We start from the raw sequence: 26449 nt of genomic DNA, 5'->3' as shown, positions 1-26449 counted from the left end.
AAGACAATGTCGAGAATTGGAAGAAAACCCATCGTCATTCCTGCCGGCGTTACTGTCACTGTCGATGAGGCAGCACATCACGTCGCCGTCAAGGGCCCCAAGGGCAGCCTGAATTCCAACTATCATCCCCTGATGACCGTCAAGGTCGAGGGCAATGAAGTTCTGGTTACCCGCCCCAATGACGAACCCCAGGCCCGCAGCCTGCACGGCCTGACCCGTACCAACATCGCCAACATGGTGAACGGTGTTGTGAACGGCTACGAGAAGAAGCTGGAGATCGTGGGCGTCGGCCTGCGCTGCCAGAAGCAGGGCTCCAACCTGGTCATGAACCTGGGCTTCTCTCATCAGGTGAACATTCCTGATACTGAGGACTGCACCATCGTGTGGCAGGATCCCAACCACTTCACCGTTACCGGTATTGACAAGCAGAAGGTCGGCCAGTATGCTGCCGAGATCCGCGCCAAGAAGCCGCCCGAGCCTTACAAGGGCAAGGGCATCCGCTACGAGGGCGAGGTTGTCAAGCACAAAGAAGGCAAGGCCGGCAAGGGCAAGAAATAAGGTAAGGAGTGAAAGACAATGGTTAAGCAGATCGACAAGAACGAAGCTCGTCTTCGTCGTCATCGCCGCGTTCGTAACAAGATCAGCGGCACCGCAGCACGTCCTCGCCTGGATGTTTTCCGCTCCGCCAAGCACATTTACGCTCAGATCATCGATGATGAGCAGGGCGTGACTCTGGTGTCGGCTTCTACTATGGACAAGGACTTCAACGGCAACGGCGGCAACGTCGAGGCCGCTGCTGAGATCGGCAAGAAGATCGCAGCAAAGGCTCTGGAAAAGGGCATCACCGAGGTCGTGTTCGACCGTGGTGGCTACGTTTATCATGGCCGTGTTAAGGCCCTGGCTGATGGCGCCCGTGAGGGCGGCCTGAAGCTGTAATGAGAGGAGGAAACACATTATGGCTATGAGAAACCGTGAAGACGACGGCATGATCACCAAGGTTGTCTCCATCAACCGCGTTTCCAAGACTGTCAAGGGCGGCCGCATCATGAAGTTTGCCGCTCTGGTTGTCGTGGGCGACGGCAAGGGCACCATTGGTTACGGCATCGGCAAGTCCGGCGAAGTGCCTGAGGCAATCCGCAAGGGCGAAGCTGCTGCTAAGAAGAACATGCACAAGGTTGCCCTGAAGGGCACCACCATCCCCCACGAGATCGTCGGCAAGTACGGCGCAGGCGCCGTTCTGCTCAAGCCGGCTGCACCTGGTACCGGTATGATCGCCGGCGGCCCTGTGCGTGCCGTCATTGAGGCTGCTGGCATCAAGGACATTCGTGCGAAGTCTATGCGTTCCAACAACCCCATCAACGTTGTTTCTGCTACCTTCGCAGGTCTGTGCGGCCTGGTCAGCGCTGAGTCTGTCGCTGAGAAGCGCGGCAAGACCGTGAAAGAAATTCTGGGTTAAGGAGGTAACAAACCATGGCAGATAAGATGCTCAAGATCGAGCTGAAGAAGAGCCTGATTGGCCGCGGCGCTAAGCAGATCGCTACCGCTGAGGCTCTGGGCCTGAAGAAGCCGGGCGACGTTACCGTTCAGCCTGACAATGCCGCTACGCAGGGCAAGATCGCAAAGATCGGCTTTATGCTCAGCGTCACCGAAGCCTAATAGCAGGGGGTATACGCATAATGAAACTTCATGAATTGCACGCGATTCCCGGCGCAAACAAGGCTGTGACCCGCAAGGGCCGCGGCATTGGCTCCGGCAATGGCAAGACTGCCGGCTTCGGCAGCAAGGGCCAGAAGGCCCGTTCCGGCGTGAAGCACGCTGGTTTCGAGGGCGGCCAGATGCCTCTGGCACGCCGCCTGCCCAAGGTTGGCTTTAACAACATCTTTGCTACCCAGTACGCCATCGTCAACGTGGCTGATCTGGAAGCTGCTTTCAATGCCGGCGATGTCGTCGATACCGAGGCTCTGAAGGCAAAGGGTCTGGTCAAGAAGACTCTGGACGGCGTTAAGGTTCTGGGCAACGGCGAGCTGACCAAGGCTCTGACCGTGAAGGCCGCAGCCTATTCCGCTTCTGCCAAAGAGAAAATCGAGAAGGCAGGCGGAAAGGCTGAGGTGATGTAAGGTGTTCCAGACATTCCGTAACGCATGGAAGATCCCCGAGCTTAAAAATCGTCTCCTGTTCACGCTGGCGATCCTCGTGGTGTACCGTCTGGGCTGTGCCATCCCCGTTCCGTTCGTTTCCGGCTCTGCGCTGACGCAGATGTTCGCAAACGGCGACATGCTCTCCTATCTGAACATGATGAGCGGTGGTGCTCTGGCCCGTTGCACGCTCTTCGCGTTAGGTGTGACACCCTATATCAACGCCTCCATTATTGTGCAGCTGCTCACCGTGGCAATTCCCGCGCTGGAAAATCTGGCAAAGGAAGCCGACGGCCAGCAGAAGCTGCAGCAGATCAACCGGTACGCAGGTGCTGTGGTCGCTCTGATCATGAGCATCGGCTACTACTTCGTGATCCGCAATATGGGCGCACTGAAGTACGTTTCCGGCGGTGCCGGCATCTTTGCCGCCATCGTCATCATCGCAACCTTTGTGGCCGGCGCACAGCTGATCACATGGTGCGGTGAGCAGATCGATGACAAGGGCATCGGCAACGGTGTCTCGCTCATCATCTTTGCTTCGATCGTCTCCAACTGGTCTTCGCTGTACACCTCTGTCAAGGGTCTGCTGACTCAGGCAGCGTCCGGCAAGCCCCAGTACTACTTCTTCCTGCCGCTGCTGATCGTGCTGGCACTGGTGGCTGTGGTCTTCGTGGTCGTCATGACCAACGCAGAGCGCCGCATCACCATTCAGTACGCAAAGCGCGTGGTAGGCCGCAAGCAGATGGGCGGTCAGAACAGCTATCTGCCCCTGAAGCTGAACATGAGCGGCGTTATGCCCATCATCTTCGCTTCGGCTCTGGTGTCCATCCCGGGCACCATCGGCAGCTTCCTGCAGATCGACCAGCAGGCACACCCGGTGTGGTATGCATTCTTCCACACCTTCAACTACACCTCCTGGCTGTACGTTGTGATCTACCTGCTGCTGATTCTGGCATTCAACTACTTCTATGTGGCCATCCAGTACAACCCCGTTGAGATCGCCAACAATCTGCGCCGCAACAACGGCTCGATCCCCGGCTTCCGTCCCGGCAAGCCGACCAGCGATTTCATCACCCGCACCCTGAACAAGATCACCCTCATCGGTGCCATCTTCCTGGCTGCGGTGGCTGTGCTGCCGATCATTCTGGGCAACCTGACCGGTATGAGCATCCAGCTGGGCGGTACCAGCCTGCTGATCGTGGTCGGTGTGGCACTTGATACCACCCGCAGCCTCGACAGCTTCATGACGATGCGCAACCACAAGGGCTTCCTTGGTTGATCCACAATAATTAAGATGTGAGAAAGCACTGGAAAGGAGAGTACGCTCGAACTTTTCAGTGCTTTTTTACTTTTTTGGAGTTTACATCCTCTAACAAAGGAAAGGAATGATCCTATGAATCTGATCCTGTTGGGCGCACCTGGTGCTGGTAAGGGCACGCAGGCCGAGATCATCTGCGCCAAGCTGAACATCCCCTCCATCAGCACCGGCAACATTCTGCGCGCTGCTGTCAAGGAAGGCACCGAGATGGGCCTGAAGGCAAAGAGCTTTATGGATGCTGGCGCTCTGGTGCCCGATGAGGTCATCATCGGCATCCTGAAAGAGCGTCTGGCTCAGCCGGACTGCGCAAACGGCTTCATCCTGGACGGTGTGCCCCGCACCATCGCTCAGGCCGAGGCCATCGAGACCATGGGCATCCGTATCGACAAGGTGCTGGAGCTGCAGGTCGAGGACAATGTGATCGTTGACCGCATGAGCGGCCGCCGCGTCTGCGAGAAGTGCGGCGCAAGCTACCACATCGTCAACAAGAAGAGCAAGGTCGAGGGTGTGTGCGACCTGTGCGGCGGCAAGACCGTCATCCGCAAGGACGACCAGCCTGCCACCGTGCTGGATCGTCTGAAAGCATATCATGAGCAGACCGAGCCGCTGGTGGAGTTCTACCGTACCCGCGGCAAGCTGGCAGAGATCAAGTTCTGCCCCTCCATCGAGGAGACCACGGCTGAAGTCATGAAGGCTTTGGAGGCATAATTGTGATTCAGATCAAAAATGCGAAAGAGCTGGACGGCATGCGCAAGGCAAATGCCCTGAGCGCAGCTGCCCTGAAGTACGGCGGTGAGCATATCGAAGCAGGTATGACCACATGGGAATTGGATAAGCTGATCTACGACTTCATCGTGAAGCACGGCGGCACACCCAATTTCAAGGGTCTGTATGGCTTTCCGGGCACGGCCTGCATCAGCCTGAACGATACCATCATCCATGGTATCCCTTCGCATGACATCGTCATTCGTCCCGGTGATATCGTCAGCATCGACACTGGCGCAAAGATCGATGGCTTCAACGGCGACAATGCCTGCACCTATGCGGTAGGCAAGGTCGATCTGGAAGCACAGCGCCTGCTGGATGTGACCAAGGCTGCTCTGTATAAGGGCATCGAGCAGGCTGTGGCCGGCAACCGCATCGGCGACATTGGCTATGCCGTGCAGAGCTACTGCGAGGATGCCGGTTTCTCGGTCGTCCGCGAGTTCGTGGGCCACGGCACCGGCCGTGAGCTGCACGAGGACCCGGAAGTGCCCAACTACGGCCATCAGGGCCGCGGCCCGCGCCTTGTGCCCGGCATGACCATTGCCATTGAGCCCATGATCTGCCAGTACGACTGCAAGATCACCCAGTCCAAGGACGGCTGGACCGTCAAGACCAAGGACGGTGGTCTGGCTGCGCACTTTGAGCACTCCAATGCGATCCTGAAGGATCACACTGAGATCATGACCCGCTTCTGGGATGACCCGGATTTTGACCCGGAAAAGTTCAGCCTGAAGTAAGCTAATCCCTGAAATATGAGAAGCGCCGCCTGTGAAGAGCAGAAATGCTCCGCCGCAGGCGGCGTTTTTGCAGGGACAGACCTGCTGTTTGTGCAATTATGACAACTTTTGGTGAAAAAGTTTCATCTTTGCGGTGGAGAAAAACCAAGACCGGGGAGAGAAAGGACAGCTTTTGAATTTCGAGAATTTTTTATCGGAAATACGGAAAAAAGCTCTTGCAAATTGACAACAAAAGGTGTATAATCTATAAATGGCTGTGGAAGCCAGATACTTCCTCGGCGGACAGGGATTTTCTGCCCGTTTTGCGGATTTTGTGCCGCGAAAGATGAAGTATGTGGCGATCATCGCCGCCTGTCCGTCTGTGGACCGGCACTGGAACTGGAGAACGCTGAAGCGGCAAGCTGCGGTCAAACGGGCGCAGGCACGTGAAAACCGCGGCGCTTTCAGGGTTCCAAGGCAAAGGCACCGGTTCAGGTTCAACGACAAACTGAGCAGATCCAATGAGGAGGCAAATAGCTTGTCTAAGGAAGACGTTATCGAGATCGAAGGCATTGTGCGTGAAGCCATGCCCAACGCCATCTTTAAGGTGGAAATGTTGAGCGAGGATAAGAACACCGGGAAGCTCACTCCCAGCGGTCACATCCTCTTAGCGCACATCTCCGGCAAGCTGCGGACCAATTTCATCCGTATCCTGCCCGGGGACAAGGTTACCGTGGAAATGTCGCCCTATGATCTTTCTAAGGGCCGCATCACCTGGCGCTCCAAATAAGCACCAGGGTATCAACCAAAAGGAGGTTCAACATCATGAAGGTCAAGCCTTCCGTGAAACCCATCTGCGAAAAGTGCAAGGTCATCCGCCGCAAAGGCCGCGTGATGGTCATCTGCCAGAACCCCAAGCATAAGCAGCGCCAGGGCTAATTCGGGCGCCTGGGGGTCAAGTGCGTAGAGTCCCGGCGCAGACCCCGACACTGACATGGGATGATTTTTGGAGGAAACTACTATGGCACGTATTGCCGGCGTTGACCTGCCCCGCGAGAAGCGCGTTCAGGTGGGTCTCACCTACGTTTATGGTATCGGCCAGACCACTGCTAACAAGATCCTGGAAGCAACTGGCATCAACCCCGATACCCGCGTCAAGGACCTGACTCTGGAAGAAGAGGCTAAGATCCGTGACTACATCGATCAGGCTAACATCATCGTTGAAGGCGACCTGCGCCGCAACGTTGCTCTGGACATCAAGCGCCTGGTTGAGATCCAGTCCTTCCGTGGCACCCGCCATCGCAAGAATCTGCCCTGCCGCGGCCAGCGTACCAAGACCAATGCACGTACCTGCAAGGGTCCCAAGCGCACTGTCGCTAACAAGAAGAAGTAAGGAGGATTTGAGAAATGGCAAGTGCAAATAATGCCAAGAAGGGCGCTAATGTCCGCATGAAGCGCAAAGAGCGCAAGAACATTGCTGCTGGTCAGGCTCATATCCAGTCTACCTTCAACAATACTGTTGTCACCATCACCGACCTGCAGGGTAATGCAGTGTCTTGGTGCTCCTCCGGCTCCCTGAACTTCCGCGGCAGCCGTAAGAGCACTCCGTTCGCAGCCCAGTCTGCTGCTGAGACCGCAGCCAAGGTTGCTATCGAGCATGGCATGAAGACCGTTGAGGTCTACGTCAAGGGCCCCGGCGCTGGCCGTGAGTCCGCTATTCGTGCGCTGCAGGCTACCGGCCTGGAAGTCACCCTGATCAAGGACGTGACTCCCATCCCCCACAATGGCTGCCGTCCCCCGAAGCGCCGTCGTGTCTGATCGAAGGAGGAAATTGAATTATGGCAAAGAATACGCAGCCTATCGCAAAGCGTTGCAAGGCCCTGGGCATTTCTCCTGCGGTCATGGGCTATGCAAAGAAGAATACCACCCGCAACTCCAATGGCAACATGCGCAAGAAGCAGTCTGAGTACGCATCTCAGCTGAAGGAGAAGCAGAAGGTCAAGTTTATCTACGGCGTTCTGGAAAAGCAGTTCCACAATGCTTACCTGCGTGCTGAGGCCCGCCCCGGCAAGACTGGTGAGAACCTGCTGCAGATCATGGAGTGCCGTCTGGACAACGTCGTGTTCCGTCTGGGCTTTGCTCAGACCCGCCGCGACGCTCGTCAGCTGGTGTCCCACGCTCACTTCACCGTCAACGGCAAGAAGGTCAACATTCCTTCTTACCAGGTGAAGGCTGGCGACGTGATCGAAGTGCGCGAGTCCAGCCGCAGCTCTGCAAAGTTTGCAAAGCTGACCGGCCCCGAGGCTCCCGTTGTTGCTCTGCCCGCATGGCTGAACCGTGAGACCGGTTCTCTGAAGGGTGTTGTCGCAAAGCTGCCCGAGCGCAGCGATATCGACTACGAAGTCGCAGAGCACCTCATCGTCGAGCTGTACTCCAAGTAATCCATTAAGAAGGCTGGGCCTTCCCCGTGGACGGCTCACTTTCGCATTCTTTTCTTTGAAAGAATTTAATAATGGGCCGGCGGCAGCGCCGGTTTGACAAGGAGGGCATAGATATGATGGAGATTGAACGTCCCAAAATCGAAACGGCAAGCCTGTCCCCGGACGGCCGCTACGGCAAATTCGTGGCAGAACCGCTGGAGCGTGGCTTTGGCATCACACTGGGCAATAGCCTGCGTCGTGTGCTTCTTTCCTCTCTGCCCGGTGTCGCCGTGACCAGCGTCAAGATTGATGGCGTGGTTCACGAGTTCTCCACCATTGAGGGCGTCAAGGAAGACGTTACCGAAATTGTCCTGAACCTGAAGGGTATTGCTGCAAAGCTGTACACCGATGGTCCGAAGACAGTGCGTGTTGAGGCAGTCGGCCCCTGTGAGGTCACCGCTGACAACATCAAGCAGGGCGACGACATCGAAATTCTGAATCCTGAGTGGCACATCGCAACCCTGGGCGAGGGCGGCAAGCTCGTCATGGAGCTGACCTTCGATAAGGGCCGCGGCTATGTGCCCGCAGAGCGCAACAAACAGGCTATCATCGAGAAGAACGATATCAATACTCTTCCCGTTGACAGCATTTACACCCCTGTGCTCAAGGTGAACTACAACGTCGAGAGCACCCGTGTTGGCCAGGCGATCGATTATGACAAGCTGACCATTGAGGTTTGGACCGATGGCACGATCAATGCGCAGGAAGCCGTTTCTCTGGCTGCCCGTGTGCTGACCGAGCACCTGAACCTGTTCGTCAACCTGTCCGATGAGGCAGCCGGCGCTGAGATCATGGTGGAGAAGACCAACGACGACAAGGAAAAGGCTCTGGAAATGACCATTGAAGAGCTGGATCTGAGCGTGCGTTCCTTCAACTGCCTGAAGCGCGCAGGCATCAACACGGTGGAAGATCTGGTCAGCAAGAGCGAGGACGAGATGATGAAGGTTCGCAACCTCGGTCGCAAGAGCCTGGAAGAGGTCATGGCAAAGCTGGATTCTCTGGGCTTCAAGCTGAACACGGATGACGATAACTAAAAATAATTAAGGAGTGAAACGGGATGCCCGGTACCAGAAAGCTCGGTAGAACCAGCGACAGCCGCAACGCTATGATGCGCGCTATGGTTACCTACCTGTTAGAGAATGGCAAGATTGAGACCACTGTCACTCGCGCTAAGGACGTTCGTTCCATGGCCGAGAAGATGATCAGCCTTGGCAAGGCAAGCGACCTGCACACCAAGCGTCAGGTTTATGCCTACATCACCAAGGAAGATGTTGCAAAGAAGCTGTTTGATGAGATCAGCCCCAAGTACGCTGACCGCAACGGCGGCTACACCCGCATCATCAAGATCGGCGCTCGCCGCGGCGACGCTGCTGAGATGGCAGTTCTGGAGCTCGTCTGATCTGCTCTGACTGTTTGATACAGTGTTCAAAAGCCCTTTCCCAGCAATGGGAGAGGGCTTTTTTTTTGCGTGGCATTTTCATTGCTTCTGAATGTTCCCGGGAATAGCAGGCAAAACCGCAAACATTTCAACAAGTCCACTAAAAACTCGAACCTATTTTCTAGCAAAATGCCTCTTGATATGTTGTATGGGGGGGGGGGTAAACTTAAAGAGCAGACGGTGCCTTTTGGGGTGGGTGCCTGCAAAATAACAAACGAAAAGGGGAAGAGAACATGAGAAAAAAGAGTACGAGACTTCTCAGTGCAGCACTTGCGGTGTGCATGATGCTGTCAGCCCTGCCGGTGGGCGCGTTTGCGGCGGAGCCGGGGGCGGAAGAACAGGAAAATGGCGCGAGTGCGCAGGCGGATGCTGCTGTGCCGGAGGGGTATATTGCAATCAACGAGAAAAACTTTCCGGACGAAAATTTTAGAGACTATGTGGCGAGAGAATGGGATAAAAATCAAGACAAGTATTTCAGCCCAAGTGAGATCGCGAACGCAAAGTGGATTTCTTGTGATAATAAAGAAATAAGTAACTTAAAGGGAATCGAGTTTTTTACGAACATCTGGCTCCTCGAGTGCTATTATAATAATCTGACAACGATAGATTTGAGCCACAACAAAAACCTGTCGTATATTAACTGTCATCATAACCAATTGAATGAGCTGGATGTAAGCGGGTTGCCGCTATTGGAAACATTCTACTGTGGGCACAATGCGTTACCGTCGATCGACGTGAGCAAAAATGAGAAGCTGGAAGATTTTGATTGTCAAGATAACCACCTGGATACATTGAATGTAAGTCAAAACAAGGAATTAGTGAAATTAAGCTGCGGAACCAACAATCTGACGGAATTGGATGTCAGTGAAAATAAAAAACTTAAAGAGCTCTCGTGTTATGAGAGTAAATTGAGCAATCTGGATCTGAGGAATCAGACAGAATTGGAAGTGTTAAAATGCTGGAAAAATCCACTGAGTGCATTGAATGTAAGTGCGAACACGAAGCTGAAGAAGTTGTTTGTTTCTAATACAAATCTGACGTCGCTGGATGCAACGAACAATACGGCTTTGGCGACGTTTGTTGGGAAGGACTGCAGCTATAATATTGCAGTTGAAGGCGATGGAAAGTTTGACCTTACCACTTTGCCGGGACACTTTGACGCAAGCAAAGCAACTGCTACACGTGGCGGTACAATCAATGAAAATGAAAATATCCTTACGGTTGATCCCAATTCCAAGACGTTCCGCTACGATTATGATATCGGACAAAACCAAAAATTGAATGTTGTACTGAATGTGCATTGGCATAATTACCAGTGGCAACATGACGGTACCAAACACTGGAGGGAGTGCACTACTGCAAACTGCCCGGGCCTGACGGCTGAACAGGTGGCGAAAACTACCCATGATTACACCGATGCAACAGATCCTTACTGCGACACCTGCGGCTATGTGCGCTCGATGCACAGTGTGATTACCGGTGAGAATGTTACCGCAGAGCTTGAGGACAAAGTGCTGAATGTCCCTGTGGCCGCAGACACCAAAGTGCACCTGACAGCCATTGCGCCGGAGGGACAGCACTTCACCGGCTGGACGGTGAAGGTAGGCGATGAGGAACAGAAAGCAGACACCTTCCTGAAGACCCCGGACGAGAACGACCCCACCAAGGCGACCTTTACGATGCCGAGTAAGAATGTGGAAGTGACGGCAAACTTTGCGAGCAACCCCACTCTGAACCCCACTCTGAGGGTCGGCGACCATGTGACGGCGACCATTGAAGGCAGCGATGCGTCCGTACCGAGCGGCAGCGCTGTGCCGGTGGGTGAAACCGTGCACCTGACAGCCACTGTGCCGGATGGACAGCACTTCATCGGCTGGACGGTGAAGGTGAATGGTGTTGAGCAAGACCCGACCTTCCTGAAGCCGGACGCGGACGACCCCACCAAGGTGACCTTTACCATGCCGGATGCTAATGTAGAGGTGACGGCAACCTTCGCGGATGACCCCATTGGCCCGGATGGCCCCGACCCGGTTGGACCCAGCGATACCGGCAACATTCAGGGCGCGATCTCTGCTGTGGTCGTGGGTGCTGCCGCAGGTGCTATTATCTATGAAGCCGGCACCGGCATCTACCGCGTCATCAATATGCCCGGCATCCCCATGCCCTCCAACCGCATCGAGCTGGCCGAGCTGCTGTGGGAGCACGCCGGGAAGCCTGAGCCTGTAAGCACCGCCCTCTACAGCGACATCGACGAGGGCGATACCGACGCACAAAAGGCCGCCCGCTGGGCAGTGGAGCAGGATCTGATGAAGGACGATGCGGACAACAATAAATTCCACCCGGCCTTCCCCGTCAGCAAGCTGCGCACCTGCCTGACCTGGAACGCCGCAAAAGAAAAAGGCTTGTTTGACAAGACCGAAGAATAACCGCTGAAACCCCAAAGGGGCTGCTGCACAAAAGGCTGTGCGGCGGCCTCTTTCTCATTTTCAGGTGTTGGCATTGCGCCCGGCCCGTGGTATACTGACAATAGCATGTTTTCGGCCTTTGGCCGGACAAGTTTTCCACACAGAGGAGGCGCAGCGGTTGAAACATCCGAATCATTTTGGCCGGTGGTTGGCTTGCGTGCTGCTGTGCCTGCTTCTGGCAGGCTGCAGCATGCCCGGTGAACAGGTGCAGGTGGAAGAGCTTCTGCGTGCGCCCAAGCTTTCCGGCGATTACGGCGATGTGCAGACTGCCCTGAACGACTGGCTGGGGGAGAGCGCACAGCTCAAATATCCCATGCAGGGCGACCTGCTTTCGCCTTTCCTGCTGCAGGATCTGGACGGTGACGGCAGGCAGGATGCCGCCGTGCTTTACACCACCGCCCAAAGCTCCAACGTGTGCATTGCCATCCTGCAGAAGGATGATGCCGACATCTGGCATGTGCGCCAGAACGTAGAGGGCCTTGCAGACACGGTAGAGTCGGTGGGGCTGGCCCAGCTGCAGCCCGGCGATGCCACCCAACTGGTGGTGGGTTATACAGCGGCACAGGGCGACCATTATCTGGCTGTGTATTCCTACACCGACGGCGTGCTTTCCACGATCCTGGAGCAGCAGTACCAGCAGTATCTGGTGGAGGATATCACCGGCGGCGGCAATCAGGACCTGATCCTGATGTCTACGCTGGAGGACGGCGGCGTGCAGATCGAACTGCTGACCGTGGATAAAGAGGGCAGCTTCCAGCAGGTGGCTGTTATGGGCCTTTCCGCCAATCGGTTCGCCGGCTGCGCCTCGGTGGCGGCGGGTGTGGGTGCGGACGGCAGGCATTATCTGGTGTTGGATGGCTGGACCGGCATTTCCGGCAACAATCTGGCCAGCGTGCTGCTGCGTTTTGACGAGGACACGCAGCAGATGGTGCCTGCCGATCAGATCAGCACCGAAAAGCTTTACACCGCATCCCTGCGCAATGTGCCCAGTCTGGTCAGTCAGGATCTGGACGGCGACGGCATCGTGGAGATCCCCACCCAGCCGGACGAAGCGGGCCTGCTGAACATGAGCCAGAGCCGCCGCATGGATTTTATCGTGTGGATGGACTATACCAGCCCGCACCCGGAAAAAAGCTTCGGGCTGCTGGACGAAGAGACCAACTGCTATATCGAGCTGCCCATGGAGTGGGAGGGCAACCTCAAACTGACCGACAGCGAACAATATGATGGTGCAGTGGAGCTGCGCACGGTGGACGAAGACCAGCTGGTAATGACCCTGCGTCTGGTGCGCACCACCTCCAGCCTGAAGGGCTGGACCCGCCTTGGCATCGTGGCATCCCGCCAGATGCAGGCGAAGCTTGCCCCGGATGTGGAGATCCGTGATAAAAATTACCGCCTGTCCAAGGCGCTGTATCTGCTCAACTAAAGAACGGAGGAACAGTTCATGGTACGAGTGCTTGTCGTTGAAGATGAAGCCAACATCCGCGAGATGATCGCGCTGAACCTGCGCCTTGCGGGCATGGAGGCTGTGGAGGCCGAAAGCGCCGAGGCGGCTCTGCCGCTGCTGGAGAAGAAGCCGGGCTGCGATGCGGCCATTCTGGATGTGATGCTGCCGGGCATGAACGGCTTCTCCCTGTGCGAGACCATCCGCCGCACCGATCAGAAGATCGGTATTATCATCCTCAGCGCCAAGGGACAGGAGCAGGACAAGATCCGCGGCCTTTCTATTGGTGCCGATGACTATATGACCAAGCCTTTCAGTGTAAGCGAACTGCTGGCCCGTGTGAAAGCGCTGTGCCGCCGCGTCGGCCGTACTGCAGGCGGGGACGAAAAAGAAAAGGAAAACCCGCTGGGGATGCTCACCAGCGGCGAATTTGTGCTGGACGAGAACCGCCGCGTGCTGCTCAAGGCAGGCCAGCCTATTGAGCTGACGCAGGTGGAATTCCAGATCATGGAGCTGTTCTTCCGCAACCCCGGCATTGCGCTGGTGCGCGAGAAGATCTTGAAGGGTGTCTGGGGCGAGAACTATTTTGGTGACGTGAAGATCGTGGATGTGAACATCCGCCGTCTGCGCATGAAGGTGGAGGATGAACCCAGCCATCCCACCCATATCCTTACTGTGTGGGGTTACGGTTACAGATGGGAAGAATGAGAAGCGGGATCACCAGCCGGTGGCTGCGGGGCAACCTGCTCATCACCGTGCTGCTGGTGCTGCTGGCCGAAACCATGTTCCTGTACAACTACACACGCAGCTATTATAACAGCGTGCAGCAGACCATGTACCGGCGGTTCTCTTCGGTGTCCGGCCAGCTGAAAATGTACACCGGCGATACGGTGCAGAGCACGGCGGCTACCCGCAGCGTGGCCCTGCGCCGCATGGTGGAGCAGTTTGCCGATAAGGACAAATACGAGTTCATGCTGCTGGACAGCTATGGCGGGGTCATTGCGTCCTCCAGCGGCACAAATGCGGACGGCATTGTGACCGGTATCGACTTTGAGCAGGCGCAGGAGGCTTCTGACGGCCTTGGTGTGGCGGTCTACCGCACCCAGTCCGGCGAGCTGGTGATGGCGGCCTGTTATCTGGTGCCCTATGCCGCCGAGGATGTGGCGGCGATGCGTCTTGTCACCAGCCTGACCCTTGTGGGAGCGCAGATCAAGAACGCCATCGCGGTAAGTGTTGTGATCGCGGCGGTGATCCTTGCTTTCACCGTGATGTCCGGCCTGTACTTCATCCGCAGCATCGTGGTGCCGCTGGGGCAGGTGGAGCGCACCGCAGCCAGCATCGCCCGGGGTGAGCTGGATGTGCGCCTGCCGGTCACTGGCAACGAGCACGACGAGGTGGACCGCCTGCGCGGCACCATCAACCAGATGGCCGAAGGGCTGGAAGAGACCGAGAAGATGAAGAACGAGTTCATCAGTTCCGTCTCTCACGAGCTGCGCACGCCGCTCACCTCCATCCGGGGCTGGGTGGAGACCCTGCGCACACTGGACGACCCGGCAGACGAGAACTACCGCAAGGGCCTTGAGATCATCAACAATGAGACGGGCCGCCTGTACAACATGGTGGAAGAGCTGCTGGATTTCAGCCGTCTGCAGAACGGCCGCATCCGTATGGACTGCCGTCCGCTGGACCTTGTGGCAGAGCTGACCGATGCGGTGCTGTTCTGTGAAGCACGCATCCAGCGCGAGGGCCTTGTGCTCAGCTACACCGAGCCGGAGGAGATGATCCCGGTCTATGCCGACCCGGACCGTCTGCGGCAGGTGTTCATCAACATCATGGACAACGCCATCAAGTACTCGGCCCCCGGCGGGCGCATCACGGTCAAGCTGTGGGCGGGCGAATACAAGGCTTTTGCGGAGATCATCGATCAGGGCCGCGGCATCCCGCCGGAAGACCTTGAGAACGTCAAGACCAAGTTCTACAAGGGCAGCAATTCGGTGCGGGGCAGCGGCATCGGCCTTGCGCTGGTGGATTCCATCATGACTGCACTGGACGGCACCATGGACATCAAGAGCACGTTGGGCCGCGGCACAGTGGTCACACTGGGCTTGCCGCTGTACCATAAGGCGTGAAGATTTTGTCACAATTCTGTGGTAAAATGGTCGAAAAAAATATGATCCGATAGGAGAACCCAATGAATCAACCCAAAAAGGAACGTTTCAAGACCAGCGTCGGCGGGCAGGCGCTGATGGAAGGCATCATGATGCGCGGCCCGAAGCTCATCTGCTGCGCCGTGCGCAAGCCGGACGGCACCATTGAGACCAAGATCGACCCTGTGAAGAACCACGGCATCTGGACAAAGATCCCGCTGGTGCGCGGTGCCATCTCCATGATCGAAAGCCTGATCGTGGGCTACCGCTACATGATGTACTCGGCTCAGGTGAGCATGGGTGACGACTACGACCCCGAAGAGGAAGAGACTGCCTTTGAAAAATGGGTGGGCGACCACTTGGGCAAAAAGGCAGAGGACGCACTGCTGGCCTGTGCCGCCGTACTGGGCGGCCTGCTGGCGATTTTGCTGTTCACCGTGCTGCCCACCCTCATCGTGGGCGGTGTGAACCACTTTGTAACATTGGGCCGTTGGGCCAAGGTGGTGCTGGAAGCGGTGCTGAAAGTTGGCATCTTCCTCACCTATATGGTGGCCATCTCCAAGATGAAGGAGATCCACCGCGTGTTTGAGTACCACGGTGCCGAGCACAAGACCATTGCCTGCTATGAGGCCGGTGATGAGCTGACCGTGGAGAATGTGCGCAAGTACACTCGGTTCCATCCGCGCTGCGGCACCAGCTTCCTCATTCTGGTGGTCATCGTCAGCGTGTTCCTCTACAGCGTGCTGCCGTGGGGCAGCATTGGCCTGCGGGTGCTGTTCAAGCTGCTGCTTCTGCCGCTGGTCATGGGCATCAGCTATGAGCTGCTCAAGTGGTGCGGCCGTTCCGATAACATTGCCACCCGCATCATCCGCCAGCCCGGTATCTGGGTGCAGCACCTGACCGTGTTTGAACCGGACGACAGCATGATCGAGGTGGCCATTGCCGCTGTGACCCCTGTGCTGCCCGAGGACCCGGAGGATGGCAGATGGTAATTGCTGGTTTGACCCCGCGCGAAGCGGTGCGGGCCGTGGAAGCCCGGCTTTCCGCTGCAGGGTGTCCGGATGCCGATTACGATGCACGGGAGCTGTTCCGCGTGGCAGCCGGGCGGGATGCCCGCCTTTCCGACCGGGTGCTGACCACAGAGGAAGCGGAAAAGCTGGAAGCCCTCTGCACGCGCCGTGAGCAGCGGGAACCGCTGCAATACCTGTGCGGGATCTGGAGCTTTCTGGATTTTGACCTTGCCGTTGGCCCCGGTGTGCTCTGCCCCCGGGCAGACACTGAGGTGGTAGCGGAAGCGGCTGCCAATACCCTGACGGGCATTGCAGCGCCCCGGGTGCTGGATCTCTGCGCGGGGACCGGCTGTCTGGGGCTGGGCGTCAAGCGCTTCTGCCCGGCGGCGCAGGTGACCTGCGTGGAAAAAAGCCCGGAAGCCTTTGTTTATCTGGAAAAGAACTGCCGCTGCGCCCTGAAAGGGCAGGGCGGGCAGACGGAGGACTTGCTGGAGCCTACCGCGTTTGAGGAGGCAGATGCCCCGGCCTTTGACTGGGGGCCGGCGCTGAACGCTCTGCGCGCAAAGGCAAAGCCAGCCTATGCGGTGCAGCCGGTGGAGGGCGACCTGTTCACCTACTGGCAGGGCCTGCCGGAAGGGCAGCTTGATCTGATCGTATCCAACCCGCCCTACCTCACCGCCGAGGAAATGCGGCACCTGCAGCCGGAGGTGGCACAGGAACCGGCCATGGCGCTGGAAGCGGGGGAGGACGGCCTTGTGTTTTACCGTGCCCTTGCAGAGCATTACCAGAATGCACTGCGGCCCGGCGGAGCGCTGGTGCTGGAGATCGGCTGGCAGCAGCGGCAGGCTGTGGCGGCACTGCTGGCTGCAAACGGCTGGGCAGACATTGAGTGCCGCAAGGATTTTGGCGGCAATGACCGGTGCATGATCGCCCACAGACCCGAAAAATAAAAGTGAAAATAGAAACAACTTCTTGTTGTAATATTTTGATTTTGTGGTATACTATACTGGAAAGTATACGGACAGCCCGCGCACGGCGGGCAGCAGGAAGAAAAGGAGCAGCACGCTATGGCAAAAAATCAGAACAACAACACCGTTGCCCCGGCGACCAAAAAGACCGAGCCGGAGGCCAAAAAGGATGCGCTGGCCACTGCGCTGGCCCAGATCGAAAAGCAGTTCGGCAAGGGTGCCGTGATGAAGCTGGGTGATAACGCCTCCATGCAGGTGGATGCCATTTCCACCGGCAGTCTGGGTCTGGATCTGGCTCTGGGCGTGGGCGGTGTGCCCCGCGGCCGCATCATTGAGGTGTACGGCCCGGAATCCAGTGGTAAGACCACGCTGGCTCTGCACATCCTGGCCGAAGCCCAGAAGCAGGGCGGCGAAGTGGCCTTCATTGATGTGGAGCACGCACTGGACCCCACCTATGCCGAAGCGCTGGGCGTGGACATCAACAATCTGCTGGTCAGCCAGCCGGACACCGGCGAGCAGGCCATGGAGATCTGCGAAGCACTGGTGCGCTCCGGTGCCATCGATGCCATCGTGGTGGACTCGGTTGCCGCCATGGTGCCGAGGGCTGAGATCGAGGGCGAAATGGGCGACAGCCATGTGGGCCTGCAGGCCCGCCTGATGAGTCAGGCCATGCGCAAGCTGACTTCGGTCATCGGCAAGACCAACACGGTCTGCGTCTTCATCAACCAGCTGCGTGAAAAAGTGGGCGTGATGTACGGCAACCCGGAGGTCACCACAGGCGGCCGCGCCCTGAAATATTACGCCTCGGTGCGCATCGACATCCGCCGCGTGGAGGGCCTGAAGGACTCTTCCGGCCAGTTCATCGGCAACCACACCCGCGCCAAGATCGTCAAGAACAAGGTGGCACCTCCGTTCCGTGAGGCAGAGTTCGATATCATGTTCGGCGAGGGCATTTCCAAGATGAGCGAACTCATTGATGTGGGCGTGAAGCTGGGCATCGTGCAGAAGAGCGGCGCATGGTTCAACTATGGCGATATCCGTCTGGGTCAGGGCCGTGACAACGCAAAGCAGTTCCTGAAGGACAATCCCGAGATCGCAAACGACATCGAGGGCCAGATCCGCGCCAATGCCGATAAGCTGTACGCATCCCGCCGCCCGGCAGGCAAGGGCGCTGCGGCCAAGGCCGAGGAACCCGCCAAGGCTGCAGATGCCAAGGAGCCGGTGGTCAAGGCTCCTGCCCGCAGCAGCGAGAGCGAACTGGATATCATGGTGGAGGACTAAATGTCCTTTTATAAACGCCGCCGCCCGAAGCAGGAAGAAGAAAAGTGCGCCGACCCGGCCAAGGCCCGCGCCCGCGCACTGGATGCGCTGGCCTCGCGCGAGATGTCCTCGGCACAGCTGTATGAACGGCTGTGCTATGGCTTTACCGAGCAGGCTGCAGCGGCTGCTGTGGCTGAGATGGTGGAGCTGGATTACGTAAACGATGACCGCTATGCCGAAGCCCGGGCACACAGCCTGCTTGCCGCCCGCAAGAGCCGCCGTGCGGCGGCCCAGAACCTGCGGCAGAAGGGCCTTTCCGGCGCGCAGATCGAGCAGGCGCTGGAAAGCGTCTATGCCCCGGACGCAGACGGCGAAAGCCCGGAGCTGGAAGCTGCCGCCGCTCTGGTGCGCAGCCGCTACATGAAAAAGCTGGCCGATGGCCGCCGCGACCTTGTGGTGGCTGCCCTGCAGCGCCGCGGCTTTGCGTATTCGGTCATAAAAGAAGCGATAAAAAGAGCGGAAGAAGAATAAAAAGCACCCCTCAAAAGAGAAAGAGAGTATCATCCCCTATGAAAATTGCGTGTATTTCCCTTGGCTGCCCCAAGAATCAGGTCGATCTGGATGTGATGGTGCACATCCTGCTGTCTGCCGGCCACGAGACCGTGGCCGATCTGGCCGAAGCAGATGTGATCCTTGTGAACACCTGCGGCTTCATCGAGAGCGCCAAGACCGAAGCCATTGAAAACATTCTGGAAGCCTGCTCCTACAAGCAGCAGAACCCGGAGCTGAAGGTCATCGTCACCGGCTGTCTTGCCGAGCGCTACCGCAGCCAGATCGAGGAAGAGATCCCTGAGGTGGACGCGGTGGTGGGCTGTGCCTCCAACAAGGCCATCGACACCATCGTGGCCCGCCTGTTCCATGGTGAGGACCATCTGGAAAGCTACGGTGCCAAAAAGGACTTTCCGCTGGGCGGCAAGCGTGTCATCGGCACGCCTGCCCACTATGCGTACTTAAAGATCGCTGAAGGCTGCAACAACCGCTGCCACTACTGCGCCATCCCCGGCATCCGCGGCCCGCTGCACAGCCGCGATATGGCCGACTGCGTGGCCGAAGCCCGCTGGCTGGCCGGTGAGGGCGTGAAAGAGCTGATCGTGGTCGCACAGGACCCCACCGCTTACGGCGAGGACTGGGGCAAGCCCGGCAGCATCTGCGAGCTGCTGGATAAGCTGAACAAGGTGCCGGGCCTCGAGTGGATCCGCATTATGTACGCTTACCCGGAGCGCATCACGGATGAGTTCATTGCCGCCATGAAGCGCAATGAGAAGGTGGTGCCCTACCTCGATCTGCCCATCCAGCACTGCAATGACACCATCCTCAAGAATATGAACCGCCGCTCCAACCGCGCCGAGCTGCTGGAAGTGATCGGCAAGCTGCGCCGTGAGATCCCCGGCATCACCCTGCGCACCACTCTGATCGCAGGCTTCCCCGGCGAGACCGAGGAGCAGTTCGAAGATCTGTGCAATTTTGTCAAGGAAGTAAAGTTTGACCGTCTGGGCTGCTTTGCCTACTCGGCCGAGGAGAACACCGTTGCTGCCAAGATGGACGGCCAGATCGAGCAGGAAGTCAAGGACAAGCGCGCCGAACTGGTGATGCAGATCCAGACCGGCATCATGGCCCAGAAGCAGGCCGAAAAGGTGGGCCAGACCGTGCATGTGCTTTGTGACGGCATCGACGAGGAGAGCGGCCTATATCTGTGCCGCACCACCGGCGACGCCCCTGAGGTGGACGGCAATGTTTGCGTTTCCAGCGAGGAACCGCTGTATCCCGGCCAGTTCTACGATGTTCTGGTGGACGACAGCGACCTTTACGATCTGTATGGTACTGTTGCAAAATAACAAATTGGAGGAATCTGTATGAATCTGCCCAATAAACTTACCCTGACCCGCATCCTGCTGGTGCCCGTGTTCATGATCTTTGCGTCCCTGACCGGTCTGAGCGGCATCGCGGATGGCTCCTTCCAGCCGACGTATTACCTGATCGCAGGCATCGTCTTTGCTGCCGCCAGCTTTACCGATTTTCTGGACGGCCATCTGGCCCGCAAGTGGAACATGGTGACCGATTTCGGCAAGTTTGCCGACCCGCTGGCCGACAAACTGCTCACCACTGTGGCCTTCATCTACATGATGCGGGACGGCGTGTGCAGCCCGGTGGTGCTGTGCATCATTCTGGCCCGCGAATTTGCCGTGTCCGGCCTGCGAATGGTGGCCGCCGGCGCCAAGGACGGCAAGGTGATCGCCGCCAACATGTGGGGCAAGGTGAAGACCGTGCTGCAGATGCTGAGCATCATCTTCTACTTCTTTGGCATGGCGATTGCGGCGAATGTGTCCTGGGATGCCACGGTCATGGTTGTGGGAGTCTCGGTGGTGCTGTGCTGGCTGGTGGCTGCCGTGACGGCCATTTCCGGCATCAAGTACCTGTGGGACAACCGCAGCTTCATCAACACCGCAAAATAAAGCGTTTTTTGAAAAAGGGCAGGGAGACCTGCCCTTTTTCAAATTTTCGAGGAAATATTACAAGACGGAAAGGCTTTCCATGAAAAAATTTGCTGATACGGCGCGCCGCCTGCTCTCCATCGCACTGAACCTGTTCATCGTCTGGGCAGAGCCCATTGCCCTGCCCATGAGCTGGGATTGGGGCAAAGAGCAGATGTTCATTTTCTACACGGAGGATTCCAACATCCTTTCGGCCTGCATCTGCGCCATGGTAGCGGTGAGCCAGCTGGTGTGCATCTTTACCGGCAGGGAACTGCCGCGCTGGCTGCACACCCTCAAGTATATCGCCACCTGCTGCCTGACCATGACCTTTCTCACGGTGGTGTTCGTGCTGGGCCCCATGTATGAGGACGGAAACGGCTGGTACATCATGCTGTGCACCAGCTCCATGCTGTACCATCATCTGCTCAACCCGCTGGCGGCCATCTTCTCCTTTGTGCTGCTGGAGCGCACACCGCGCCTGCCCCGCAGCACGGTCAAGTGGGCGCTGCTGCCCACGGTGCTGTATGGCGGCATCATTTTGTGGCTGAACATCCAGCGCGTGGTAGATGGGCCATATCCCTTTATGAAGGTGTATGACCAGAGCGTGCAGGCATCGGTGCTGTGGTGCATCGCCATCCTGCTGATGAATTACTTCTATGCATGGCTGCTCTGGAAGCTGAACGGCGGGAAGAAAGAAAAAGCTTGACGATTTGAAATGCCCTCCGCTTTGCTCTGGGCATATTCAGAGGATAATTTATCTTTAATTTGCAGCTCCGAAAAGCCTGCGGGCTTTTCGGAGCTGCTTTTTCACAGGAAGGGCCGGAGCTTTCAGATGCTGTTTTTCTTTGCGGCCCCTTCTGTGAAAAATGCAATACCGGACAGACCGCAGTCTGTCCGGTATTGCTCTAATAAAAAATAGTATTTCCGCTATTTATGCCCAGAGAAAAGCGGAGGGCATTCTAAATGGTTCTTGTGTTTTTACGCTACGGTGGAATTCTCTTCCAGCCAGTCCAGCACACAGGACTGCAGGGCGTTCAGGTGCGCACGGTTCTCGCCGTAAGTGGAAGCATAGGTGCTCTCGGCATCGTCCAGCTCTTCCTGCGTGGGAGCAAGGCTCTTGGTCTCGGCCACGGCCTGAAGGATCAGGTCCTGCTTTGCCAGATGCTCAAAGTAAGCGTCGGATGCGGCCAGCATGGCATCGGCATCGGTGTAGCCCTGCGTCTGGGCAAAAGCATTCAGATCCATGCCGTAGGCGGTGGCGTACTGGTTGTAGTAGTTCAGGAACATGCGGATGTAATAGCTGGTGATCTCGCTGGGCAGCTCCTTGAAGGTGGAGTTCGACATCAGGTAGTCCACGATGGCGTTCTCGTAGTTGGTGGCATACAGCGCATCGTTAAAGTAGCTGCGCAACTGGTCGACGGTGTGCAGATCATCGCTGATGCCAAAGTTGGAGTCCACCCACTCGTCGGTCAGCTCAGGGGTCACGCTTTCGGAAATGGAGTTCAGGGTCACGCTGAACACGGCTTCCTTGCCGCTGAGGGTGATCGTGTTGCCCTCGGCATCGGTGGAATCGCCGTAGCCGTCCGGGAAGGTGACGGTCACATCAAAGGTATCGCCCACATTGTGCCCGATGATCTGGTCCTCAAAGCCATCGATGAAGGAACCGCTGCCAAGGGTCAGGTCGTAGCCGGTGGCAGTGCCGCCGGTAAAGGCCACGCCGTCCACGGTGCCGGTGTAATCAATGTTGGCAACATCTCCGCTCTGGGCGGAACGGCCGGTAACGGGCTGGGAAGAGGTGTACTGGTTCAGCAGGTTGTCCACCTGCTGCTGCAGTTCATCTTCGGTGGGGGTCAGGTCGTTCTCCTTCAGGGCGATGGAGCCGAAGTCCTCCGGCAGGGTCACATAATCCAGCGCTTTGATGCCGCTCCAATAGCCGTTTTCGTCCAGACCATCGCTGTAATCAAAGGCCTCGTAGTCGAAGTCGGCAACAGAGCCAAACTGCGAGACGGATGCGGCAGCTGAAGAAGCGCTGTCGGTCTGCTTGTGCTTTGTCAGCATGAAACAGGCAAAAATGACGCACACCGCTGCGGCGATGGCCAGCAGGATGCACAGGAGTTTTTTGGTGTTGTTTTTCAAAAGAAATACCTCCATAAAAATCGGCCTGATGCACAGCAAAAGACCGGTACAGGCAGAACAGATACCCATTTATTATATACGTTCTGACGGCAAAAGGAAAGTTCTTTGCAAAATTTCCACAAATCCTGCGGCGGGTTTGTATCACTTTTGCCCGTCTATAGGCGCAAAAGTGACCAAAACCGGTGGAAATGGGCGGGCGGTTCTGTTACAATAAAAATAAGTGAGCCTTCCCGGGAATATAAGGCCCCTCCCTGAGGGGGCTGTCGAGCGTATGCGAGACTGGAGGAGTTCCTCCTTTTGTCATCGCTGTGCAATGGAGAGGGCGAGGACGGTAAGATATTGGAGGAAATTCAAATGGATTACAATAAAGCTGCTCTGGAAATGCACGAGACCCACAAGGGCAAGGTGGGCATCGTAAGCAAGGTGGAGGTCGCCACCCGCGATGACCTGTCCACCGCCTACACTCCCGGTGTGGCCGAACCCTGCCGCAAGATCAAGGAAAACCCCGACGACGTGTATAAGTACACCTTCAAGGGCAACATGGTGGCGGTCGTTTCCAATGGCACCGCCGTGCTGGGCTTGGGCGATATCGGCCCGGAAGCCGGTCTGCCGGTCATGGAGGGCAAGGCGGTGCTGTTCAAGGAGTTCGGCGGCGTGGATGCCTTCCCCATCTGCATCGATGCCCACGACGCTGCCAGCGTCATTGCTGCCTGCAAGGCCATTGCGCCCACCTTTGGCGGCATCAATCTGGAGGATATCAAGAGCCCCGAATGCTTTGAGATCGAAGAAACACTGGAGCGTGAGCTGGACATCCCCGTGTTCCACGATGACCAGCACGGCACTGCTATCGTCGTTACTGCTGCCCTCATCAACGCCCTGCGTGTGGTGGGCAAGAAGATGGAAGATGTGCACATCGTGCTGAACGGCCCCGGTGCTGCCGGTACTGCCATCATCAAGATGCTCATGACCGCCGGTGCAAAGGACATCATTGCAGTGGACCAGTTCGGCACCCTGTACAAGGGCTGCAACAGCGCCGAAGCCCACAAGAACTGGCTGGGTGAGGTGACCAATCCCCGTCAGGTCAAGGGCGGCCTGAAGGAAGCACTGGAAGGTGCCGACGTGTTCATCGGCGTTTCCAAGCCCGGCATCCTGACCACTGAGCTGTGCAAGACCATGAACAAGGATGCCATCGTTTTTGCCATGGCCAACCCCACCCCGGAGATCATGCCGGACGAGGCCAAGGCCGGCGGCGTGCGGGTGATGGCCACCGGCCGCAGCGACTTCCCCAATCAGGTGAACAACGTGCTGTGCTTCCCCGGCTTGTTCAAGGGCGCACTGAGCGTCCGCGCCCGGGACATCAACAATGAGATGAAGCTGGCCGCCGCCTACGCTATCGCCGACCTCATCACCGATGCCGACCGCAGCGAGGAGAACATCATCCCCGGCGCGTTCGACCCCCGCGTGGCCGAAGCTGTGGCAAATGCCGTGGCAAAGGCTGCCCGCGAGACCGGCGTTGCCCGTCTGTAAGCGGAGGAAGCGTTTATGAGAACCATTTCCGCACAGGAGATCACGGATACCGTTGCACGGCTGTGCATCGAAGCCAACACCCGCCTGCCGCAGGACGTGCAGGCGGCGCTGGACAAGGCCCGGCAGGAAGAGCCGTGGCCGCTGGCAAAGAGCACTCTCGACCTTTTGTGGTCGAACCTTTCCGCCGCAAAAGAAGAAAACCTGCCCATCTGTCAGGATACCGGCATGGCCTGCGTGTTTGTGGAGCTTGGCACCGATGTGCACATTGACGGCAGCTTTGAAGCTGCCATCCATGAGGGCGTGCGCCGGGGTTACACCGACGGCTACCTGCGCAAGAGCATCGTGGCAGACCCTTTGCGCCGGGGCAATACCGGCGACAACACCCCGGCGGCCATCACAGTGCATCTGGTGGACGGCGAGGGCTGCCGCATTACGGTGGCACCCAAGGGCTTTGGCAGCGAGAACATGAGCCAGATCAAAATGCTCAAGCCTGCCGACGGCGTGGAGGGCTTCAAAAAGTTCGTGCTGGACACGGTGAAGCTGGCAGGCTCCAACCCCTGCCCGCCCATCGTGCTGGGCATCGGCGTGGGCGGCAGCTTTGACAAGGTGGCGTATCTGGCAAAGAAGGCCCTGCTGCGTCCGCTGGATGTGCCAAACCCGGACCCCTATTACGCACAGCTGGAGCAGGAGCTGCTTGCCGCCATCAACGAGCTGGGCATCGGCCCGCAGGGCTTTGGCGGCAGGACCACCTGTCTGGGCCTTGCCATTGAGCAGATGCCTACCCATGTGGCGGGCCTGCCTGCGGCGGTGAATATTTCCTGCCATGTGACCCGCCGTGCAAGCGCAGAACTGTAAGGAGGGGCAAAGATGGAATACAGACTGACGACTCCCTGCACGGCCGAGGATCTTGCCCCGCTCAAGGCGGGCGACACCGTGCTGCTTTCCGGTGTGGTGTACACCGCCCGCGATCAGGCCCACAGGCGGATGACCGAAGCACTGGAAAAAGGCGAACCGCTGCCCTTTGATCTGACCGGCAGCGCCATCTACTACGTTGGCCCCACGCCGGAACGCCCGGGCCAGGTGATCGGCTCGGCGGGACCCACCACCAGCGGCCGTATGGACGCCATGAGCCCCCGTCTGCTGGACCTTGGCAACAAGATCATGATCGGCAAGGGCAAGCGGGACGATGCCGTAAAGGCGGCTGTGGTGCGCAACGGGGCTGTGTATCTGGCAGCGCTTGGCGGGGCCGGTGCGCTGATGGCAAAAAGCGTGCAGACGCTGGAAGTGATCGCGTGGCCGGACCTTGGCTGTGAAGCCGTGCGCCGCCTGATTGTGAAGGATATGCCGCTGACGGTGATCCTGGATGCCCACGGCGGCGACCTGTACCAGTCCGGCCCGGCGGCATATCTGGAAGCAAAATAATTTATCGCCTTTGCACAAAACGCGGCCGACTAAAAACCGGCAAAACAGCAGATTTGTGCAGGATAAATTTAGTTTGTTTTAACAAACTTCCGCGAATTGCTTGCACATCGGCAAAAAGTGTGATATCTTGTACTATATGAAACCGTGGTGCTTTGCATCCCGGCACAGACAGGAGGCAAACATACCATGCAGATCCACCAATCCGCAGAAGATTATCTTGAAACGATCCTGATGCTGAGTCAGCGTATGGGTAAAGTGCGCTCCATTGACGTTGTCAATGAGCTGGGCTTCACCAAGGCCAGCGTCAGCATTGCCATGAAGAAGCTGCGCGAGAACGGCTATATCGCGGTGGACGGCGAGGGCAACCTGACCCTGCTGGCACCGGGCCGCGAGATCGCAGAGCGCATCTATAGCCGTCACCGTCTGCTGACCCACTTCTTTATGCAGCTGGGCGTGGACGAAAAGACCGCCGCCGAAGATGCCTGCAAGGCAGAGCATATCCTCAGTGAGCAGACGCTGGAAAAGATCCGTGAGCGCGCCATTGAGACGGATGCTGAGCTTGGCAAGACGGTCAAGTGATCCCCGCAGCATTCCAAGATCGTAAAATGATCCCGTTCCTGAAAAGGAGCGGGATTTTTTTGTATGGAAATTGGGCGGCAGATCCCTCTTGCATCCGGGGTGCGG

At 57.6% G+C, this 26449-nt stretch carries 31 protein-coding genes; 30 read left to right on the top strand and 1 reads right to left on the bottom strand.

The genetic code is table 11. The features are described from left to right. The first annotated feature begins 6 nt into the window (after positions 1-6). From rplF to ACGHUK_RS12765, 26 genes are all read left to right on the top strand, one after another. Positions 7-558 carry a 50S ribosomal protein L6 gene (gene rplF / locus ACGHUK_RS12890; protein ID WP_005938003.1) on the top strand — a complete coding sequence of 184 codons (552 nt, stop codon included), beginning with the start codon at positions 7-9 and terminating at the stop codon, positions 556-558. 18 nt (positions 559-576) lie between these two features. Continuing rightward, a complete protein-coding gene (gene rplR, locus ACGHUK_RS12885; protein ID WP_005938000.1) occupies positions 577-936 on the top strand; it encodes a 50S ribosomal protein L18 in 360 nt (119 codons plus the stop codon). A 19-nt stretch (positions 937-955) separates the two neighbouring features. Continuing rightward, positions 956-1456 carry a 30S ribosomal protein S5 gene (gene rpsE, locus ACGHUK_RS12880; RefSeq protein ID WP_005937997.1) on the top strand — a complete coding sequence of 167 codons (501 nt, stop codon included), beginning with the start codon at positions 956-958 and terminating at the stop codon, positions 1454-1456. A gap of 14 nt (positions 1457-1470) precedes the next feature. Further along, positions 1471-1656 (top strand): 50S ribosomal protein L30, encoded by a 186-nt coding sequence (gene rpmD, locus ACGHUK_RS12875; RefSeq protein ID WP_005934904.1) that lies wholly within the window; start codon positions 1471-1473, stop codon positions 1654-1656. A gap of 20 nt (positions 1657-1676) precedes the next feature. Next, positions 1677-2117, top strand: a complete 441-nt coding sequence (gene rplO, locus ACGHUK_RS12870; RefSeq protein WP_005934902.1) for a 50S ribosomal protein L15 — start codon at positions 1677-1679, stop codon at positions 2115-2117. A gap of 1 nt (position 2118) precedes the next feature. After that, complete coding sequence (gene secY, locus ACGHUK_RS12865) at positions 2119-3414, top strand: preprotein translocase subunit SecY (RefSeq protein WP_005937994.1); 1296 nt, start codon at positions 2119-2121, stop codon at positions 3412-3414. Between the two features lie 114 nt (positions 3415-3528). Further along, the gene (locus ACGHUK_RS12860) at positions 3529-4161 is read left to right on the top strand and encodes an adenylate kinase (protein ID WP_005937991.1); all 633 of its coding nucleotides are present in this window, start codon (positions 3529-3531) and stop codon (positions 4159-4161) included. 2 nt (positions 4162-4163) lie between these two features. Then, on the top strand, positions 4164-4955 hold the full coding sequence (gene map / locus ACGHUK_RS12855; protein ID WP_097777145.1) for a type I methionyl aminopeptidase: 792 nt from the start codon (positions 4164-4166) through the stop codon (positions 4953-4955). A gap of 517 nt (positions 4956-5472) precedes the next feature. Then, positions 5473-5724 (top strand): translation initiation factor IF-1, encoded by a 252-nt coding sequence (gene infA / locus ACGHUK_RS12850; RefSeq protein WP_005937979.1) that lies wholly within the window; start codon positions 5473-5475, stop codon positions 5722-5724. A gap of 35 nt (positions 5725-5759) precedes the next feature. Further along, the gene (gene rpmJ / locus ACGHUK_RS12845; RefSeq protein WP_005921832.1) at positions 5760-5873 is read left to right on the top strand and encodes a 50S ribosomal protein L36; all 114 of its coding nucleotides are present in this window, start codon (positions 5760-5762) and stop codon (positions 5871-5873) included. Positions 5874-5955: 82 nt separating this feature from the next. Then, positions 5956-6327: a 30S ribosomal protein S13 gene (rpsM, locus tag ACGHUK_RS12840; RefSeq protein WP_005937976.1), complete on the top strand. Its 372-nt coding sequence runs from the start codon at positions 5956-5958 to the stop codon at positions 6325-6327. Between the two features lie 14 nt (positions 6328-6341). Further along, a complete protein-coding gene (rpsK, locus tag ACGHUK_RS12835; protein WP_005934894.1) occupies positions 6342-6752 on the top strand; it encodes a 30S ribosomal protein S11 in 411 nt (136 codons plus the stop codon). A gap of 20 nt (positions 6753-6772) precedes the next feature. Continuing rightward, positions 6773-7375, top strand: coding sequence for a 30S ribosomal protein S4 (gene rpsD, locus ACGHUK_RS12830; RefSeq protein WP_005937973.1), 603 nt, complete (start codon positions 6773-6775; stop codon positions 7373-7375). Between the two features lie 113 nt (positions 7376-7488). Then, the gene (locus tag ACGHUK_RS12825) at positions 7489-8448 is read left to right on the top strand and encodes a DNA-directed RNA polymerase subunit alpha (RefSeq protein ID WP_044953267.1); all 960 of its coding nucleotides are present in this window, start codon (positions 7489-7491) and stop codon (positions 8446-8448) included. 23 nt (positions 8449-8471) lie between these two features. Further along, positions 8472-8813: a 50S ribosomal protein L17 gene (rplQ, locus tag ACGHUK_RS12820; protein ID WP_005921819.1), complete on the top strand. Its 342-nt coding sequence runs from the start codon at positions 8472-8474 to the stop codon at positions 8811-8813. 1427 nt (positions 8814-10240) lie between these two features. Continuing rightward, positions 10241-11278 carry a hypothetical protein gene (locus ACGHUK_RS12815; RefSeq protein ID WP_390574482.1) on the top strand — a complete coding sequence of 346 codons (1038 nt, stop codon included), beginning with the start codon at positions 10241-10243 and terminating at the stop codon, positions 11276-11278. A gap of 157 nt (positions 11279-11435) precedes the next feature. Continuing rightward, on the top strand, positions 11436-12743 hold the full coding sequence (locus tag ACGHUK_RS12810) for a hypothetical protein (RefSeq protein WP_223388546.1): 1308 nt from the start codon (positions 11436-11438) through the stop codon (positions 12741-12743). Positions 12744-12761: 18 nt separating this feature from the next. Next, positions 12762-13469 (top strand): response regulator transcription factor, encoded by a 708-nt coding sequence (locus ACGHUK_RS12805; RefSeq protein WP_005937958.1) that lies wholly within the window; start codon positions 12762-12764, stop codon positions 13467-13469. Then, positions 13466-14890 (top strand): ATP-binding protein, encoded by a 1425-nt coding sequence (locus ACGHUK_RS12800; protein ID WP_390574481.1) that lies wholly within the window; start codon positions 13466-13468, stop codon positions 14888-14890. The genes ACGHUK_RS12805 and ACGHUK_RS12800 overlap by 4 nt, the downstream gene beginning before the upstream one ends. Before the next feature lie 62 nt (positions 14891-14952). Further along, positions 14953-15900, top strand: a complete 948-nt coding sequence (locus ACGHUK_RS12795; RefSeq protein ID WP_005937952.1) for a DUF1385 domain-containing protein — start codon at positions 14953-14955, stop codon at positions 15898-15900. Then, on the top strand, positions 15894-16868 hold the full coding sequence (locus ACGHUK_RS12790; RefSeq protein ID WP_390574480.1) for a N5-glutamine methyltransferase family protein: 975 nt from the start codon (positions 15894-15896) through the stop codon (positions 16866-16868). Before ACGHUK_RS12795 ends, ACGHUK_RS12790 begins: the two co-directional genes overlap by 7 nt. 117 nt (positions 16869-16985) lie before the next feature. Further along, positions 16986-18167 (top strand): recombinase RecA, encoded by a 1182-nt coding sequence (gene recA, locus ACGHUK_RS12785; RefSeq protein ID WP_005937946.1) that lies wholly within the window; start codon positions 16986-16988, stop codon positions 18165-18167. Continuing rightward, on the top strand, positions 18168-18677 hold the full coding sequence (locus tag ACGHUK_RS12780) for a regulatory protein RecX (RefSeq protein WP_097774405.1): 510 nt from the start codon (positions 18168-18170) through the stop codon (positions 18675-18677). Positions 18678-18715: 38 nt separating this feature from the next. After that, positions 18716-20041, top strand: a complete 1326-nt coding sequence (rimO, locus tag ACGHUK_RS12775; protein ID WP_005937940.1) for a 30S ribosomal protein S12 methylthiotransferase RimO — start codon at positions 18716-18718, stop codon at positions 20039-20041. An 18-nt stretch (positions 20042-20059) separates the two neighbouring features. After that, on the top strand, positions 20060-20659 hold the full coding sequence (gene pgsA, locus ACGHUK_RS12770) for a CDP-diacylglycerol--glycerol-3-phosphate 3-phosphatidyltransferase (protein ID WP_390574479.1): 600 nt from the start codon (positions 20060-20062) through the stop codon (positions 20657-20659). Positions 20660-20738: 79 nt separating this feature from the next. Further along, positions 20739-21386 carry a hypothetical protein gene (locus ACGHUK_RS12765; protein ID WP_390574478.1) on the top strand — a complete coding sequence of 216 codons (648 nt, stop codon included), beginning with the start codon at positions 20739-20741 and terminating at the stop codon, positions 21384-21386. Between the two features lie 272 nt (positions 21387-21658). Here ACGHUK_RS12765 and ACGHUK_RS12760 read toward each other — a convergent pair whose 3' ends face one another. Further along, the gene (locus tag ACGHUK_RS12760; RefSeq protein WP_390574477.1) at positions 21659-22816 is read right to left on the bottom strand and encodes a trigger factor; all 1158 of its coding nucleotides are present in this window, start codon (positions 22814-22816) and stop codon (positions 21659-21661) included. Between the two features lie 354 nt (positions 22817-23170). Here ACGHUK_RS12760 and ACGHUK_RS12755 point away from each other — a divergent pair, with 354 nt between their 5' ends. The 4 genes from ACGHUK_RS12755 to ACGHUK_RS12740 all read left to right on the top strand — a co-directional run bounded on the left by ACGHUK_RS12755 (position 23171) and on the right by ACGHUK_RS12740 (position 26344). Then, complete coding sequence (locus tag ACGHUK_RS12755) at positions 23171-24343, top strand: NADP-dependent malic enzyme (RefSeq protein ID WP_005937919.1); 1173 nt, start codon at positions 23171-23173, stop codon at positions 24341-24343. A gap of 15 nt (positions 24344-24358) precedes the next feature. Beyond that, on the top strand, positions 24359-25198 hold the full coding sequence (locus ACGHUK_RS12750) for a fumarate hydratase (RefSeq protein ID WP_097774411.1): 840 nt from the start codon (positions 24359-24361) through the stop codon (positions 25196-25198). 12 nt (positions 25199-25210) lie between these two features. Continuing rightward, positions 25211-25765: a Fe-S-containing hydro-lyase gene (locus ACGHUK_RS12745; protein ID WP_097774412.1), complete on the top strand. Its 555-nt coding sequence runs from the start codon at positions 25211-25213 to the stop codon at positions 25763-25765. A gap of 186 nt (positions 25766-25951) precedes the next feature. Further along, on the top strand, positions 25952-26344 hold the full coding sequence (locus ACGHUK_RS12740; RefSeq protein ID WP_097774413.1) for a metal-dependent transcriptional regulator: 393 nt from the start codon (positions 25952-25954) through the stop codon (positions 26342-26344). Positions 26345-26449 lie beyond the last annotated feature (105 nt).

This window comes from Faecalibacterium sp. i25-0019-C1, from assembly GCF_042854225.1.
Lineage (GTDB): Bacteria > Bacillota > Clostridia > Oscillospirales > Ruminococcaceae > Faecalibacterium > Faecalibacterium taiwanense.
This window is presented reverse-complemented; position numbering and strand designations above follow the sequence as displayed.

Coding starts and splice junctions, on each gene's coding strand:
- rimO (WP_005937940.1), top strand. CDS start 18,716: ATGAAAATTGCGTGTATTTCCCTTGGCTGCCCCAAGAATCAGGTCGAT.
- ACGHUK_RS12780 (WP_097774405.1), top strand. CDS start 18,168: ATGTCCTTTTATAAACGCCGCCGCCCGAAGCAGGAAGAAGAAAAGTGC.
- pgsA (WP_390574479.1), top strand. CDS start 20,060: ATGAATCTGCCCAATAAACTTACCCTGACCCGCATCCTGCTGGTGCCC.
- ACGHUK_RS12805 (WP_005937958.1), top strand. CDS start 12,762: ATGGTACGAGTGCTTGTCGTTGAAGATGAAGCCAACATCCGCGAGATG.
- rplF (WP_005938003.1), top strand. CDS start 7: ATGTCGAGAATTGGAAGAAAACCCATCGTCATTCCTGCCGGCGTTACT.
- ACGHUK_RS12795 (WP_005937952.1), top strand. CDS start 14,953: ATGAATCAACCCAAAAAGGAACGTTTCAAGACCAGCGTCGGCGGGCAG.
- rpsK (WP_005934894.1), top strand. CDS start 6,342: ATGGCAAGTGCAAATAATGCCAAGAAGGGCGCTAATGTCCGCATGAAG.
- rpsE (WP_005937997.1), top strand. CDS start 956: ATGGCTATGAGAAACCGTGAAGACGACGGCATGATCACCAAGGTTGTC.
- ACGHUK_RS12740 (WP_097774413.1), top strand. CDS start 25,952: ATGCAGATCCACCAATCCGCAGAAGATTATCTTGAAACGATCCTGATG.
- rplQ (WP_005921819.1), top strand. CDS start 8,472: ATGCCCGGTACCAGAAAGCTCGGTAGAACCAGCGACAGCCGCAACGCT.
- rpsD (WP_005937973.1), top strand. CDS start 6,773: ATGGCAAAGAATACGCAGCCTATCGCAAAGCGTTGCAAGGCCCTGGGC.
- ACGHUK_RS12790 (WP_390574480.1), top strand. CDS start 15,894: ATGGTAATTGCTGGTTTGACCCCGCGCGAAGCGGTGCGGGCCGTGGAA.
- rplO (WP_005934902.1), top strand. CDS start 1,677: ATGAAACTTCATGAATTGCACGCGATTCCCGGCGCAAACAAGGCTGTG.
- recA (WP_005937946.1), top strand. CDS start 16,986: ATGGCAAAAAATCAGAACAACAACACCGTTGCCCCGGCGACCAAAAAG.
- ACGHUK_RS12860 (WP_005937991.1), top strand. CDS start 3,529: ATGAATCTGATCCTGTTGGGCGCACCTGGTGCTGGTAAGGGCACGCAG.
- rplR (WP_005938000.1), top strand. CDS start 577: ATGGTTAAGCAGATCGACAAGAACGAAGCTCGTCTTCGTCGTCATCGC.
- ACGHUK_RS12745 (WP_097774412.1), top strand. CDS start 25,211: ATGGAATACAGACTGACGACTCCCTGCACGGCCGAGGATCTTGCCCCG.
- rpmD (WP_005934904.1), top strand. CDS start 1,471: ATGGCAGATAAGATGCTCAAGATCGAGCTGAAGAAGAGCCTGATTGGC.
- ACGHUK_RS12750 (WP_097774411.1), top strand. CDS start 24,359: ATGAGAACCATTTCCGCACAGGAGATCACGGATACCGTTGCACGGCTG.
- rpmJ (WP_005921832.1), top strand. CDS start 5,760: ATGAAGGTCAAGCCTTCCGTGAAACCCATCTGCGAAAAGTGCAAGGTC.
- ACGHUK_RS12800 (WP_390574481.1), top strand. CDS start 13,466: ATGAGAAGCGGGATCACCAGCCGGTGGCTGCGGGGCAACCTGCTCATC.
- ACGHUK_RS12765 (WP_390574478.1), top strand. CDS start 20,739: ATGAAAAAATTTGCTGATACGGCGCGCCGCCTGCTCTCCATCGCACTG.
- ACGHUK_RS12825 (WP_044953267.1), top strand. CDS start 7,489: ATGATGGAGATTGAACGTCCCAAAATCGAAACGGCAAGCCTGTCCCCG.
- rpsM (WP_005937976.1), top strand. CDS start 5,956: ATGGCACGTATTGCCGGCGTTGACCTGCCCCGCGAGAAGCGCGTTCAG.
- ACGHUK_RS12755 (WP_005937919.1), top strand. CDS start 23,171: ATGGATTACAATAAAGCTGCTCTGGAAATGCACGAGACCCACAAGGGC.